Origin of the sequence: Fodinicola feengrottensis, assembly GCF_010993775.1 — a bacterium.
Classification (GTDB): Bacteria; Actinomycetota; Actinomycetes; order Mycobacteriales; family HKI-0501; genus Fodinicola; species Fodinicola feengrottensis.
This window is the reverse complement of sequence record NZ_WOTO01000031.1, coordinates 35,391-49,498: the sequence shown is the minus strand read 5'-3', so window position 1 is coordinate 49,498 and position 14,108 is coordinate 35,391. Positions and strand designations below refer to the sequence as shown.

17 protein-coding genes and 1 pseudogene are annotated in these 14,108 nt (G+C 67.3%); 4 read left to right on the top strand and 14 right to left on the bottom strand.

Features of this window, described 5'->3' with window-relative positions:
* Positions 1-8: 8 nt before the first annotated feature.
* The gene (locus GNX96_RS26515) at positions 9-695 is read left to right on the top strand and encodes an NAD(P)/FAD-dependent oxidoreductase (RefSeq protein WP_163570232.1); all 687 of its coding nucleotides are present in this window, start codon (positions 9-11) and stop codon (positions 693-695) included.
* Between the two features lie 119 nt (positions 696-814).
* On the opposite strand, the gene GNX96_RS26510 is transcribed toward GNX96_RS26515, so the two are convergent.
* Both GNX96_RS26510 and GNX96_RS26505 read right to left on the bottom strand, forming a co-directional pair.
* Positions 815-1,354 (bottom strand): class IV adenylate cyclase, encoded by a 540-nt coding sequence (locus tag GNX96_RS26510; RefSeq protein WP_163570231.1) that lies wholly within the window; start codon positions 1,352-1,354, stop codon positions 815-817.
* Entirely contained in the window at positions 1,303-2,193 is an 891-nt protein-coding gene (locus GNX96_RS26505; protein ID WP_279581554.1) for a radical SAM protein, read from the bottom strand. The genes GNX96_RS26510 and GNX96_RS26505 overlap by 52 nt, the downstream gene beginning before the upstream one ends.
* A 450-nt stretch (positions 2,194-2,643) precedes the next feature.
* Between GNX96_RS26505 and GNX96_RS26500 the strand changes: the two genes are divergently transcribed.
* The gene (locus tag GNX96_RS26500) at positions 2,644-3,411 is read left to right on the top strand and encodes a GntR family transcriptional regulator (protein ID WP_163570230.1); all 768 of its coding nucleotides are present in this window, start codon (positions 2,644-2,646) and stop codon (positions 3,409-3,411) included.
* Positions 3,412-3,434: 23 nt separating this feature from the next.
* Positions 3,435-4,097 carry a YdcF family protein gene (locus GNX96_RS26495; RefSeq protein ID WP_163570228.1) on the top strand — a complete coding sequence of 221 codons (663 nt, stop codon included), beginning with the start codon at positions 3,435-3,437 and terminating at the stop codon, positions 4,095-4,097.
* A 307-nt stretch (positions 4,098-4,404) separates the two neighbouring features.
* On the opposite strand, the gene GNX96_RS55405 is transcribed toward GNX96_RS26495, so the two are convergent.
* From GNX96_RS55405 to GNX96_RS26455, 12 genes and pseudogenes are all read right to left on the bottom strand, one after another.
* Positions 4,405-4,944 carry a [protein-PII] uridylyltransferase family protein gene (locus GNX96_RS55405; protein ID WP_279581553.1) on the bottom strand — a complete coding sequence of 180 codons (540 nt, stop codon included), beginning with the start codon at positions 4,942-4,944 and terminating at the stop codon, positions 4,405-4,407.
* Positions 4,887-5,486: a DUF294 nucleotidyltransferase-like domain-containing protein gene (locus tag GNX96_RS55400; protein ID WP_279581552.1), complete on the bottom strand. Its 600-nt coding sequence runs from the start codon at positions 5,484-5,486 to the stop codon at positions 4,887-4,889. The genes GNX96_RS55405 and GNX96_RS55400 overlap by 58 nt, the downstream gene beginning before the upstream one ends.
* A complete protein-coding gene (locus tag GNX96_RS55395; RefSeq protein WP_279581551.1) occupies positions 5,464-5,955 on the bottom strand; it encodes a hypothetical protein in 492 nt (163 codons plus the stop codon). The genes GNX96_RS55400 and GNX96_RS55395 overlap by 23 nt, the downstream gene beginning before the upstream one ends.
* Positions 5,931-6,806 (bottom strand): [protein-PII] uridylyltransferase family protein, encoded by an 876-nt coding sequence (locus GNX96_RS55390; RefSeq protein WP_279581550.1) that lies wholly within the window; start codon positions 6,804-6,806, stop codon positions 5,931-5,933. The genes GNX96_RS55395 and GNX96_RS55390 overlap by 25 nt, the downstream gene beginning before the upstream one ends.
* A complete protein-coding gene (locus GNX96_RS55385; protein ID WP_279581578.1) occupies positions 6,766-6,948 on the bottom strand; it encodes a hypothetical protein in 183 nt (60 codons plus the stop codon). The genes GNX96_RS55390 and GNX96_RS55385 overlap by 41 nt, the downstream gene beginning before the upstream one ends.
* A 459-nt stretch (positions 6,949-7,407) precedes the next feature.
* Positions 7,408-8,271, bottom strand: a complete 864-nt coding sequence (locus GNX96_RS26485; protein WP_163570226.1) for a type 1 glutamine amidotransferase — start codon at positions 8,269-8,271, stop codon at positions 7,408-7,410.
* 24 nt (positions 8,272-8,295) lie between these two features.
* Entirely contained in the window at positions 8,296-8,520 is a 225-nt protein-coding gene (locus GNX96_RS26480; protein WP_163570224.1) for a hypothetical protein, read from the bottom strand.
* Positions 8,487-8,768: a hypothetical protein gene (locus tag GNX96_RS26475; RefSeq protein ID WP_163570222.1), complete on the bottom strand. Its 282-nt coding sequence runs from the start codon at positions 8,766-8,768 to the stop codon at positions 8,487-8,489. The genes GNX96_RS26480 and GNX96_RS26475 overlap by 34 nt, the downstream gene beginning before the upstream one ends.
* Positions 8,769-8,810: 42 nt before the next feature.
* On the bottom strand, positions 8,811-9,290 hold the full coding sequence (locus GNX96_RS26470; protein WP_163570221.1) for a hypothetical protein: 480 nt from the start codon (positions 9,288-9,290) through the stop codon (positions 8,811-8,813).
* Between the two features lie 61 nt (positions 9,291-9,351).
* Positions 9,352-9,951: a hypothetical protein gene (locus GNX96_RS55380; protein ID WP_279581549.1), complete on the bottom strand. Its 600-nt coding sequence runs from the start codon at positions 9,949-9,951 to the stop codon at positions 9,352-9,354.
* Positions 9,952-10,042: 91 nt separating this feature from the next.
* A pseudogene (gene glnA / locus GNX96_RS26460) lies at positions 10,043-11,398 on the bottom strand (type I glutamate--ammonia ligase).
* Between the two features lie 132 nt (positions 11,399-11,530).
* Entirely contained in the window at positions 11,531-12,085 is a 555-nt protein-coding gene (locus tag GNX96_RS26455; RefSeq protein ID WP_163570181.1) for a hypothetical protein, read from the bottom strand.
* Positions 12,086-12,269: 184 nt separating this feature from the next.
* Here GNX96_RS26455 and GNX96_RS26450 point away from each other — a divergent pair, with 184 nt between their 5' ends.
* On the top strand, positions 12,270-14,039 hold the full coding sequence (locus GNX96_RS26450; RefSeq protein WP_279581548.1) for an NAD+ synthase: 1,770 nt from the start codon (positions 12,270-12,272) through the stop codon (positions 14,037-14,039).
* The last annotated feature ends 69 nt before the right edge of the window (positions 14,040-14,108 follow it).

Sequence of the window (14,108 nt, the reverse complement as noted above, 5' to 3'; positions counted from 1 at the left end):
CAACGACAGTGACCGGTGTAGACGTACGAGACGGGGTCGTCGAAGGATTGCGTACGAGCGCGGGCGACATTCGGACCGACCTGGTGATCAACGCGGCCGGGCCATGGGCCGCCGGACTCGCCGCCATGATCGGCGTCGACCTGCCGATTATCCCAGTCCGGCACGAATACTTCGTCAGTACGCCGACACCCGGTTGGTCGCCGGACCTGCCGGTCCTGCGGATTCCGGACCTTCACTTGTACGTAAGAGCCGAGTTGCGGTCAGTTTTGTGTGGTGGGTGGGAAGCGCGGGCGCTCAGCCGTGACCCGCGACGAGATCCGGTCGTCCCGATCGAGCCCGACTGGGACGTGTTGACCGGCTTCGCCACCGACCTCGAGACGGTCGTGCCGGGCGCTTCGCAGCTCAGGGTGGCCGAGGTTTTCCGCGGCTGGCCAGCGTTCGCGCCGGACGGCCGCTTCGTCGTCGGCCCGGTGCCGGGCGTACGAGGCTTCGTGATGGCGGCCGCCTGCAACGCCCACGGCGTCTCCGGATCGGCGGGTTTAGCGGAATACGTCATGGAAAGCATGCGGCCAGACCCGTCACCGTACGTGCAATCCCTTAGCCCGGCCCGATTCCTGCCCAACACCTTCGACTGGACCGATGCGCAGACCAAGGCACGCGCGGTCTACGAGAATTACTACGCCTTGACTTCATGAACTTGACGTTTTGGTAGTCATCAATCGGCGACTACCACCTTGTCGAGTTCGAGAAGGGGTTAGGTCCTTGCCCGCCGGTTTGTATAGTCCTCTACCGAGGCGGGTGGCGGTAGCGATGCTCAGTTTGGGAAGCGTAGTTCCTTGATATCGGCGAGATTGATGTGGTGTCGTGCGTATACCTTGACGGTGTTTTCGCCGGTGAGTTGTTCCTCGCCGATTGCCAGCTTGCGGGCAGTAGCAATGACTTCTTCGGGTGAGGTGCTCTCGATTTCGAGGTATGGCGGGATGAGTGGCCATTGGTCGATTTCGAGTTGGGCGTGGCCGAAGGCGAAGCTTGTGCGGCGGTTTTCTTGATACGACTTGGCGTTGAATCCGAGCTTCTCCAGCAGGAGGTTCGTGGTGGCGAAGTCGTTGACCACGATTTCGGTTTCATCGGTGCCGTCGATGTTGTCGTTGCGGATTTCTTTGACTGTGAGCGTTGTCTGGTTTCCGTTGTCACGTAGGCGGATCCATCGGGTGGCGTCGGTGGGATCGATGTCGTAGACGTAGCGTCGCATGGTGGTGATGGCTCGCGTCAGGGTTCCGCCGGCAACCAGGATGCGCGCGGTCATCTCGTCTGGGTCGATGTCGAGGACCTTGGCTTCGAACTCGGTGGCCATGCACTGTCTCCCGGGTGTGGTGAGTGTCTGGTCCATGAGGTGTATTCGTCTTGTCGCAGGGTCATGATCTCATCGCGCAGGCTGCTGGTCGCGAACTGTTCGACGCGCATGCAGAGGTCCATCCGCTGGATACAGACGCCCACTTGGAATCCGCCGGCGCGGTCTCGGTAGAGCCGGACACCGTAGTAGCCCTCCTGACAGTCGGTCGGGTTGTTGAATCGGCATCCGGTGCATGTCTGCGGCAGCCGTACGGATCGGATTCGCTTCACCCAGATCGCCCTGCCGGTTGGCAGCCGGTATCGCGTGCGCCACCCCGACGCGCCCGCGGTGACGTAATGCGCTTCGGGTTCTGCATGCACCTGGTCAAGGACCGCGTCGATGGCCTGCAAAGATTTGGTGCCGGCGTCCAGGGAGTTCAGCAGCCGCACGGAGAGCCGTTCGGAGTAGTCGCACAGCAGCCTCAGTACGCGCGGGATATGGGTGGAGTCCGGTACGACGATGTTGGCTCGGGCGTCGATGCCCGCGCTGAGTGCTGTCTCGATGGAGCGGCGGAGCGCGTGGATCTTGCGTTCGGCACGGGTGGCGTCACGGTATCGATCGTCCTGGACCTGCGCCAACTCCACTGCGGTGGTGCCGAAGATCGAGAAGTTCACCCGTTTCAGGCCCGCCGCCGCACACGCCGGCAGCACTCGGGCCCCGTTCTCGCCGTTGGAGGTCATCGCCACCCCGAAGCCGACCTCGCGAGCGAGCGACGTGATGACCTGGTCCAAGCCGGGATGCAGCGTGGGTTCCCCGCCGGTGAGATGAAGCTCGCGAAGGTCCAACCTGTCACGCAGCACCCCCCCAGAGCGGTCGCGAACTCCCGCGTCGGCCCGACCGTCGCTGGCAGGAAACGCGCCCCGTTGGACCCGAGATAGATCGACCGCCGGCCCGACCTGCCACCGTCAGTAAAGGCGCCGGTGCGGTTGCCGAGATTGTCGGCGACCACCGGTGTTCCCTCGTTGTGGCAGAACGTGCACGTCAAGCCGCATGCGTCGATCACCTTGACACGAAGTGTGCGGTCCACGTCGACATGTACGGGTAAGTCGTCCACAGGTTCACCATCCCTAGCGATGACCGCACGCAAGCCTGGAGAACCGACTCACGTCAGATGCAATAGATGTAGCTCTATTGCATCATCATGGATAAGTGAAGTCAATAGAGCTAGCTGTATATGCTGGTCGGCGTGGCACACATGGGTTACAGGTATCGTTATCTGGTTAAATGAGTTGGGTAGATAAGGGGATGCAGTGGCCACGGGCTACCGGGAGCTCGCGCAGACGTTGCGCGGCAGGATTCTCAACGGCGAATACGAGCCAGGAGCGACGCTGCCCAAGCAGGAGGAGTTGGCGTTGAGGTTCGGCGTCAACATCGGCACGGTACGCAAGGCCGTCGGGCTGCTGGAGGCTGAAGGTCTAGTGACGCCCGTCCGGCGCCGAGGCACTGTCGTACGCGATCGGCCGCCAATGCGCAGGCTTGGCGTTGAACGCTACGCCAAACACAAGTGGAAGTTCGGCGACGTTGTTGCTTTCGCCGCTGATCGCGAGGCGTCCGGGCGCACCTGGCGACCAACTGACCAGACCCAGACTGTCCACCAGGTCGAAGCCGACGCCGAGGTGGCCGCCGCGTTCGCGATCCCGCCGGGCTCCCCGGTGTACGAGCGAGCGCGACTCATCCTCGACGACGGATCACCCACCCACACGCTCACCAGCTACTACCTTCCCGCACACGTCGAAGGAACACCACTGGTGAACCCGACACCAGGACCAGCGGGACGCGGCGGCGGCTTCGCAGTGCTCACATTGCAGGGGCTAGAACCACACCACATCACCGAAAGCCTGCACGCGCGCATGCCAGTTCCCAGCGAGGGCGAACAACTCAAACTCCCCGCAGGGGAACCGGTGGTCGTCCTGGAACGACGCACGTACACCATCGACGATCAGATCATCGAATTCGCCCGCGGAATCCACGCGGCCAGCCGATTCTCCTGGACGTACAACTTTCAACTCCCCGACTGACCGCCGCGAGGACATCCATCGCCATGCCAGCACCCGAGCTGACCGCCGAGCAGTACGCCGACGTGGAAACCCTGTGGGACTACCACCAACTCGGCCACCAGCTGCGACCCGCCGACATCGCCATCGGACTGGGCAGCCATGACCTCGGCGTCGCCACCCACACCGCGCAACTGTTCGACCAGGGACTGTTCCCGCGGATCGTCTTCACCGGCGCCAACGCCCCGACAACCATCGAACGATTCCCGCGCGGCGAAGCCGTCCACTACCGCGAACACGCACTGGAACTCGGCGTACCCGACAACGCCATCCTCATCGAAACCAAAGCCCGCAACACCGGCGAGAACTTCACCCTAACCCGTGCTCTGCTGAAACAACTGGATATCCAGGTCCGCTCGGCGATCGTGGTCAGCCGGCCCTACCAACAACGCCGCGCCTACGCCACTGCGAAAAGACAATGGTCCGGGCTGGACATCATCTGCTCATCCGAGAAAATGCCGCTCACCGACTACATCGCGGCCATCGGGGACACCAAACGCGTCATCGACATGCTCGTCGGCGACACCCAACGCATCATCACCGTCCACGCCCATCAAGGATTCGCAGTCGCCCAGGACATTCCCGAGCACGTCCAAGCGGCTTACGAGCGCCTTCGCGACGCCGGCTTCACCAGCCGAATCCTGCCCTAGCCCAGGTGTTTCGTGCCGACTGCGGGCCACCGGCGTGTAATGCACGGGATTGCCTGTCCTGTAAGGGAAACTGAGCTTGTCGAGGTTCTTCAGCGCCGGCACATCCAGGTCTTCAGCGCCTTCCCTGGCCGTCACCCTGACTTCGGGGGCTCGGCACTCCCTTTACCCACCCCAAAGGGCTTTCGACACTGGGCTTCGACCAGACCCGTTTCCAGACCCAGCCACCAGTCTGCTATCGGGCCACCTGGCAGCTACCCGGACCGGACTCACACCGGCAAGCGACGACGAGCCGACAACCACAGATCACCTACACACGACAACCGCCAGCCTGCTGGTCGCACGAAAGAGGGAGGTTAGGCGCCGAAGATGTCCTCCACCGCGCGGCGGGCGCGGCGGGGCGGGGTGGTGCGAGGTAGGAGTCGACGAAGGACTGAGGATCGTCGGTTTCCCGGTCGACGACCCACGCCACGCCGGCCAGATCGGGCCCATAGCGCGGAAGTTGGTCGGACGGGCGGCCGCGGACCAGCATCAGAGCGTTGCGTACGCGAGTGGCCAGCCGCCAGGCGGTGATCATGTCGGCGGCGCAGTGGTGCGCGATCAGGCCGGCTTCGGCGGCGGCCTGTAGAGCGTCCAATGTGGACGTTGAGCGCAGGTCGTGGACCGCGCGGGCATGCTGCATCTGGACGAGCTGGATGGTCCACTCGATGTCGCCCAGGCCACCCCGGCCGAGTTTGGTGTGGGTGGTCGGATCGGCGCCGCGGGGCAGCCGCTCGGCATTGACTCGGGCCTTCAGCCTGCGAATTTCGGTGACACCGGCCTGATCCAGGCCTCCGACCGGGTAACGCAAATCGTCGGCGATCCACAGCAGTCGCTCGCCGACTTCGGCATCGCCGGCGGCGACCGGGCACGCAACAGCGCCTGCGCCTCCCAGACGCTGGACCAGCGGCGGTAATAGGCCTCGTACGACGCGAGGCTCCGCGACAACGGGCCCTGCCGGCCTTCCGGTCGCAAGCCCGCGTCGACGGTCAGCGGTGGATCGACCGAGCGGGCCGCGAGCAGCCGCTGCACCCGTTCCGCGACAGCGATCGCGGCGCGAGCCGCGTCCGCGTCGGCCACGCCCTCGTCCGGCTCGTGCACGAAAAGCACGTCGGCGTCGGACGAATATCCGATTTCCTGCCCGCCGAGGCGGCCGAGCGCGATGATCGCGATCCGGGCTGGCAACGGCTCACCGCGCTCGGCGGTCACGCCGCGGATCGCCGCCTGCAAGGTGGCCGCCAACACCGCGTCCGAAACGTCCGAGAGCGCCTGCCCGACTTCCCGGACATCGAGCAACCGCAACACATCCGCGCACGCGATCCGCAGCAGCTCACGGCGCCGGAGCGTACGCACCGCGGCGGCACACCGCGGCCACCGGCTCGACCGACCGGGCGGCCGCACCGGTCATCGAGGTCAGCAATGTTTCGAAGCTGCGCGGCTTCAGCTCGTTGTCGTCGGCCAGCAGCTGCAGGGCCTCCGGGTCGCGGGACAGCAGATCCGCCACATACCGGCTGGCGCCGAGCAGTTGCGCGGTCCGCTGCGCCACCGGGCCGCTGTCCCGCAGCAGCCGCAGATACCACGGCGTACGGCCCAGCAACTCGGACACTTTCCGGTACGCGAGCAGACCGGCGTCCGGGTCGGGCGAGTCCGCGAAGGTGAAGAGCATCGCCGGCAGCAGGGTCCGCTGGATCGCGGCCGTCCGGCTGACGCCGGTGGTCAGCGCCTCGACGTGCCGCAACGCACCGGCTGGGTCAGTGAAACCGAGCACGCCGAGCCGGTCGCGGGCCGCCTCCGGGCTCAGCCTGTACGCGTCCGACGGCACCCGCGCGACCGCCTCCAGCAACGGCCGGTAGAACAGTTTTTCGGCAGTTGGCGGACCAGCCTGGCCACCTGCGCCCACTGCGCGAGGAAGGCCTCAACCGGTCCCTTCTCGGCCGAGCCCATGATGCCCAGCGACCGGGCCAGCCAGCGCACGCCATCGTCGTCGTCCGGGATCCGGTGGGTACGCCGAAGCCGCTGCAACTGCAGCCGGTGCTCGACGGTCCGGAGGAACCTGTAGGCCTCCCCCATCGCGGTCCCGTCGGCCAGCCCGACATAGCCGCCCGCACGCAGCTTGGCCAGCGCTTCCAACGTGTTGCCACTGCGGATTTCCGGGTCCGTACGACCGTGCACCAGCTGCAGCAACTGAACGGCGAACTCAATGTCCCGCAACCCGCCGGGGCCGAGCTTGATCTCCTTGGCGGCCTCCGCGCTGGGCAGGTGATCGACGACCCGGCGGCGCATCGCCCGCACGTCCGCGACCACCCCGTCCGCATCCGCCGCCTTCCAGACCAGCGGCGACACGATGCCCAGCCACTCGCCGCCCAGCGCCAGGTCACCGGCCGCCGGCCGGGCCTTCAGCAGCGCCTGGAACTCCCACGTGCGGGCCCATTTCTGGTAATAGGCCTGGTGGCTCGCGAGCGTACGCACCAGCGGGCCGTCCTTGCCCTCTGGCCGCAGCGCCGCGTCCACCGGCCAGGCGGCCTGCTGGCAGATCCGCATCATGCTGCTGGCCAGCGTGGTCGCGGTCCGCAGCGCGCCCTCGCAGTCGCCGTCCGGATCGGCTGGCTCGGCAACGAAAAGCACGTCGACGTCACTGACGTAGTTGAGCTCGAGGCCGCCGCATTTGCCCATCGCCACCACCGCCAGCCGGGCCGGCGGCCGACCGGCCGGCAGGGTGGGTGGCGGCGGCAACCGACAAGGCGGCCTGCAACAACGCGTCGGCGAGGTCCGCGAGCTCCGCCGACACCTCGTCCATGCTGGAGGCGCCGGTGATGTCCCGAGCGGCCAGACAGAGCAGCCGGCGCTGGTATTCGTTGCGCAGAGCCAGGCACCGCGGCCGGCCCGATCACAGTGGCATGCGCACCACTCGTACCGGTGGTCGGTCCGTCGGCGATCTTCGCGCCCACCGCCCCGAGCAGACCGGCAACGAGCTCGCCAGTGGCTGGGCGGTGTGCGTACGCGCCGGGGTCGGTCAGCTCGTGCCAGAGCTGCGGGCGGGCCGCGATCAGGTCACCGAAGGCCGAAGACGCCCCCAGCACACCCAACAGCCGGCGGCGCAATCCCGCGCCCTCGCGAAGCGCCGGCAGCACGGCCGGATCCTCGGTGGCGAGCCGGTGCAACGACAGCAGCGCGAGGTCCGGATCGCCGACCCCGCCGAGCGCGACGACGAGGATCTCCTCAGCCGGGCTGTCCACGACGGCGCCGGCCTCCCACAAACCCAACGGCACACCGGTCAGGAGGTCGGCAGCTCGGTCCGTACGCAACAGCCCATATCTGGCAAGTCGCGCCGCTCCACCTCCGCGCACCGCGGTCGCCTAGTGGTCCGCGCCCGAATCGGCAGGCCGGGCCGGCCGGCCGTCAGCTCGCCGCGGACCACCGCGGCGAACCGCTCGGCGAACGGCTGCCACGCCTCCTGCACGTCATCGAGCACGCTGACGAACCGTTCCAGCAACTCGTCCGGCTCCCAGCCAATCGCGGCAACCCGCTCGGCGTCTTCGGCGATCCAGCCGGCCAGCATCTCCTTGTCGCATTCGATATGAAACTGCAGCCCCCACACCCGGTCACCGACTCGGAAAGCCTCGTGCGGGCAGCGCGGCGAGGCGGCCAGCAGCACCGCGTCCGGCGGGAGCAGCACCACTTCGTCGGTGTGGAACTGCAGCACGTCCGGGGCCAGCGGCATCGGACCGAACAGCGGGTCGCTCTCAGCCCGGTCGCGCTTGCCGACCAGCCGCGGCCCAATGTCGCCGCCGTTCTCGGCGCGGGCCACCCGGCCGCCAAACGCGCGCGCGACCAGCTGGCCGCCCAGACACACTCCCAGCACTGGCCGACGGTCCTGCCGGGCCGTCCGCATCAGCGCCGACAGCTCCGGGAACCACTGCGTTTTCGTGGCCGGATCAGGGGTCGCGAAGGCGTCCTGCGCGCCACCGAGCACCAGCATCCCGCTGTGTGCGGCCAGATCCGCGGGCAGCGGATCGCCGGCGTGCGGGCGTACGAGATCGAGCTCCAGCCCGGCGCCGGTCAACCAGTCACCGAGCCGGCCGGGGCCGTCGCTCGGGTCGTTCTCCACCACCAGCAGCGGGGGCTCGTCGTCACGCATCCAACCCTACTTCCCGCGCCGAGGTCAGAACCGGCCACCGCCAGATCGCCAGAGCAGCCAGCGCCGCACTCGGTTGACGATGGCCAGGAACGACAGGGCGAAGACGCCGAGCACGGCCGCTCCGCCGAGACAGACCTCGTGCAGGTCGTCGGCGGCGAAGTTCAGCTCTCCGACGAACAGGTGGGTCCCGTAGTAGGTGCCAAGGAACAATCTGGTCACGTAGTAGTAGCCGCCGATGAAGAAACCCACCACCATCGCGAGGGAGAAAAACGCCCAGAGAGGGCCCCGCCGCGAGTGGTCCGCCGGTTGGCTGCCGCGCCCCGGTTGTTGGCCTGTGCCATCACCTGGCTGAACGGCATCATGCCTGGCTGCGGTGGCGGGTTCGGCTGGAAGCCGCCCGGCGGCTGCGCATAGCCGGCGGACGGGTCGGCCGGATACGGCTGTGCCCCGAAAGCCGGGTAGTTCGGGTCCTGCTCAGGAAAGTTCGGCTGCGACATCTGGCATCCAAGGAGTGAGGGAAACCCGCAACGGTTTGACGGTCATCGCATCTGCTGCCGGTATCGGCGCAGCGTGTCCCGGACGTGGAAAAAGCCGAACACGGCCATGCCGCTGAAACCGAGCACCATCGAGCCGATAGGTCCGTACTGAAGCACCGCTTCCGGGCCCAAGTTCTGCTGCTTCGCCCACCAGGCCCCGCCGAGATAGCCTGCTGCGAAGCACGCAAGGACCGTGACCAGGCTGAACACCACCCAGAGCGCGTATTTGACGCCGCGCGGCTTAGCGGGAACGTACGGAATGATCTGGCCGGACGCCCCAAGGATGTCCGGCTGTGAGAAGCCGCCTGGCTGGTGGAAACCGGCCGGCGGCTGCGCGAACCCGGCCGGCTGTCCATGCTGCTGATACTGCGTGCCCGCGGGTGGGTAGCCGGGACCAGGTGGCGGAAAAGTTTGGTTGCGACATCTGACATCCACGGGAGTTGGAGGGGCGGTCTGGCCACCGTAGTTGACCTTCCCGCCCACACCCATGACCAGCGCAAATCCCTGACCGGGAGGCCCGCGAAGCTGCCCGTACGGGAGTCGGTCAGCGGGTGAACCGCCGGATGGCCGCTCCCCCGAACCCGATGGCGAGCCCCAGCACCATAAGTATCGGAAGCCGCACCGCAGACCCGCCTCGAATGTCCCATGTCAGCCACACATACCCGCCGAACAGGACGAGCGTGATGGGCACCGACACCAGATAGAACACCACTCGCAAACGGGCCTTGGCCGGGCTGCCCGGCCGCACGCCCACCTGCATGAACTGCAACCACGGTGACAGCGGCCGCTGCCCGTACGGCCGCGGACCATAGCCCTGCCGCGAATAACCAGCCGGCGGCTGGCCGTAACCCTGCTGCCCGTACGGCGGAGGGCCATAACCTGGCTGCGGGTATCCGGGCGGCGGCTGCGGTTGGGCGTACGGCTGTGGGTAGCCCGGAGCCGCTGCTGACCGTCCGGCGGTGGCGCGGAGCCGTACTGCTGAGCTGGCGGGCCGTACTGCCGCGGCGCAGGGCCTGCCGGCGGTGGGTATGCCGGCGGCGGACGGTACGACTGGGCCGGCGGCGGTGGCAGCGGGACCGGTGGTGGCCCAGCCTGATCTGGCCAGTGCTGCTGTGACATGGAAATCCCCGTGGTTGACGCGCATCGCCGGCAACTGCCCGTGATGTTGCTGCCACGCTAGGGGGTCGAACGCGTAGACCGCAATGGGGTTCGTTGAACCCACCGGCCGCGAACGTCTAGAGCGAGGGCAGGTAGCGCATTCGCTCGTACGGGGTGACCTGGCTGCGGAAGTCTTCCCACTCGGCGCGCTTGTTCTTCAGGAAGAAGTCGAAAACGTGCTCGCCGAGCGTCTCGGCGATCAGCTCGCTGGTCTCCATCACCCGCAGCGCGTCGGACAGATTGTGCGGGAGGTCGGTGAAACCCATCGCCCGCCGCTCGGCCTCGGTCAGCGCCGACACGTCGTCCTCGGCGCCAGCTGGCAGCTCATAACCCTTTTCGATGCCGCGGAGGCCCGCGGCCAGCAGCACCGCGAAGGTCAGATACGGGTTGCAGGCGGAGTCAATCGAGCGGACCTCGACGCGGGCCGAGTTCGCTTTCCCGTACGCGGGCACCCTGACCAGCGCGGACCTGTTCAGGTGGCCCCAGCAGACGTACGCCGGCGACTCAGTGATGCGACCGTCCAGCGGAGCGCCGAAGAGGCGCTTGTACGAGTTGACCCACTGGTTAGTGACCGCGGTGAACTCCCGCGCGTGCACCAGCAGGCCGGCGATGAACTGGCGGCCGACCGTCGACAGCTTCATCCCGTCGGTCGGGTCGTGGAACGCGTTGTTTTTCGCCGGTGAACAGCGAAAGATGGGTGTGCATGCCGGAGCCGGGCTGGTCCGAGAACGGCTTGGGCATGAAGGTCGCGTAGACGCCCTGCGACAGCGCGACCTCCTTCACCACATGCCGGAAGGTCATCACGTTGTCGGCGGTCGCGAGCGCGTCCGCATATCGCAGATCGATCTCCTGCTGGCCGGGCGCGACCTCGTGGTGGCTGAACTCCACCGAGATGCCGATCCGTTCCAGCGCCAACACGGCCTGCCGGCGAAAGTCGCGGGCGGCCGAGTGGGTGGTGTGGTCGAAATAGCCGCCGCTGTCCACCGGGATGGGCGGCGAGCCGTCCGCCGGCACCTCGTCCATCAGATAGAACTCGATCTCGGGTGGGTGTAGAAGCTGAAACCCTTTTCCGAGGCCCGGTCCAGCGCGCGCCGGAGCACGTGCCGCGGGTCAGCCCAGGAAGGCGACCCGTCCGGCATCTTGATGTCGCAGAACATCCGCGCGCTCTCGCCGTGCAGCCCGCCCTCGAACGGAACGAAGACCTGGAAGCTGGACGGGTCTGGCATGGCGACCATGTCGGACTCGTACACCCGGGCGAAGCCCTCGATCGCGGACCCGTCGAAGCCGATGCCCTCCTCGAACGCGGACTCCAGCTCGGCCGGCGCCACCGACACCGACTTGAGGGTGCCGAGGATGTCGGTGAACCAGAGCCGGACGAACCGGATGTCGCGCTCTTCCAGGGTTCGCAACACGAACTCCTGCTGGCGGTCCACCATCTATCCCCCTGTCGACGCCGTCAACCGGCCCGCGGCTCACTCTGTCCCGTTCAGACAACTATCCAACAGGGCAGAGTGTGCCGCCGACGTGTTTCGGGCTCGTTACAGGGGCGGCCGACACGGCGTGTCTCACCGGCGAAAGCGGTTGCCCCCACGAATGATCCGCATGCCGATCCGAAACACCCAGAGGGCGATCAGCACCGGGAACAGGAAGATCAGGGCGATCGGGTTGTCCTGGCTGACCACTCGTACGACGACGGTGAGGATGACACCGAAGATGATCAGGACGATCGGCGCCACGTAGAACAGCCACGGCGGCAGCGACGAGACCCAGCCCATGAAGCCGGCCTGGCGCTGCGGCTGGTACGGAGACGGGCCGCCGAACGGCTGGGCGCCGTACTGCGGCTGGCCCTGGAACGGCTGCTGGCCGTAGCCCTGCGGCGCGGGCTGCTGGTAGCCCTGTTGTGGGGGCTGCTGGTAGCCCTGCTGGGGCTGGCCGTAGCCCTGCTGGGGCTGGCCATATCCGGGTTGGGGCTGGCCGTAGCCCTGCTGCGGCTGCTGACCGTACGCCTGCTGGGGGTCATAACTGGGCTGCTGTCCGTACGCCGGTGGCACCGGGGGTGCGTCCTGCGGTTGCTGTTGCCCGTACGGCTGGTCGGCTGGTGGGTAGCCAGGTTGACTCATGTTCTTCGCCTTCTTAGAAATGCCGCGGGTGGCCGGTGTCGAAATAGTGACATGCCCATGCCACCAAAGGCGGACCTTTTACCCCGTCATGACCAACCGCTGCCTGAACGGGCGGCCGTACGGACGAGCGTCACGTCGGCCACACCCGCGGTGCGGTTCGGCCGGCAACCTGGAGAATATGGCTATGCCCAAGCTGCGTGTGGCCCTGGCCCAGCTCGACCCGGTGGTCGGCGACATCGCCGGCAACGCGAACCTCGTCCTCGACGCGGCCCGGCGCGCGCACGCGGCCGGCGCCGGGATCGTCGCGGTCGGCGAGATGTTCCTGACCGGCTATCCCGCCGAGGACCTGCTCTACCGGGATTCCTTCGCGGACGCGAGCCGCGCCGAGCTGGCCCGGCTTGCCACCCGACTGCGGGCCGAAGGGCTCGGCGAGATCGCGGTCGTCACCGGCTACTACGACCTGGACGGGCCGCTGACCCGCGGCCCGGACGACGGCACCGGCGGCGGCCCCCGCAACGCCGCCGCACTGCTTTACGACGGCCAGGTCGTCACCAAGTATTTCAAGCACTACTTGCCAAACTACGGCGTCTTCGACGAAGACCGGTATTTCAACCGCGGTGACCGGCTGCCGATCATCCGGTTGGGGCTGCCGGACGGCGATGTCGACCTCGCGATCGTCATCTGCGAGGACATGTGGGCCACCGGTGGCCCGGTCACCGCCGCCGGCGAGGCCGGCGTCAACCTGGTGCTGAGCATCAACGCGTCGCCGTACGAGCAGACCAAGAGCGACGGCCGGCTGGAGCTCTGCCAGCGACGGGCCCGCGAGGCCGGTGCCCCGCTGGCGTACGTGAACATCCTCGGTGGGCAGGACGAGCTGGTCTTCGACGGTGACTCGCTGGTCGTGGACGCCCATGGCGAGCTGCTGGCGCGGGCCGCGCAGTTCGCCGAAGAGCTGCTCGTGGTCGATCTCGATCTCGAGCCGGCGAGGTCCACTGTGGATGGTGAGCTGGCCGCAATGGCCGTCGAGCGGCTCCGGCTGGAGCTGCCGGCCGTGCCGCCGATCACGTCGCCCGCGCTCGTACGGGTGGCTGAGCGACTGTCCGCCGACGGCGAGGTGTGGTCGGCGCTGGTGCTCGGACTTCAGGACTACATCAAGAAAAACGGCTTCCGCTCGGTGGTGTTGGGGCTGTCCGGCGGCATCGACTCCAGCATCGTGGCGGCGATCGCGGCCGACGCGATCGGGCCCGCGAACGTGGTCGGCGTCTCGATGCCGACCAAATACTCCTCGGACCATTCGCAAAGCGACGCGGCCGACCTGGCCAAGCGGATCGGGCTGGACTTTCGGATCGTGCCGATCGCCGGCTTCGTCGAGGCCATCAACGGCGAACTCGGTTTCACCGGCCTCGCCGAGGAGAACCTGCAGGCCAGGTTGCGCGGCGCGATCGTCCTGATGGGACTGTCCAATTCCGAAGGCCATCTCGTGCTGACCACTGGCAACAAGAGTGAGCTGGCGATGGGTTATTCCACCCTCTACGGCGATTCATGCGGCGGCTTCAACCCGATCAAGGACGTACTGAAGACAACGGTGTGGCGACTTTCCCGCTGGCGCAACGAAGAAGCCGTCCGCCGTGGCCAAACCCCGCCGATCCCGGAAAACGCGATCAGCAAACCGCCGTCCGCCGAGCTGCGGCCCGGCCAGCTGGACACCGATTCGCTGCCCCCGTACGAACAACTGGACGCGATCCTGTCCGGCTACGTCGACGGCGACCTGGGCCGCGCCGACCTGCTGGCGGCCGGCCACGACCCGGCGATCGTCGACCGGGTCGTACGCTCGGTCGACCTCGCCGAATACAAGCGCCGGCAGTCCGCCCCCCTGGGCCAAAAATCACCGGAAAGGCCTTCGGCCGCGACCGCCGCCTCCCGAATGACCAACGGCTGGCGCGAACACGGCTGAATGCCTACGGGACCGCGGCCTTCGCCAGCGCAAACGTCGAGTTCGCCAGCTGGGCGTAAGGGATCTGGG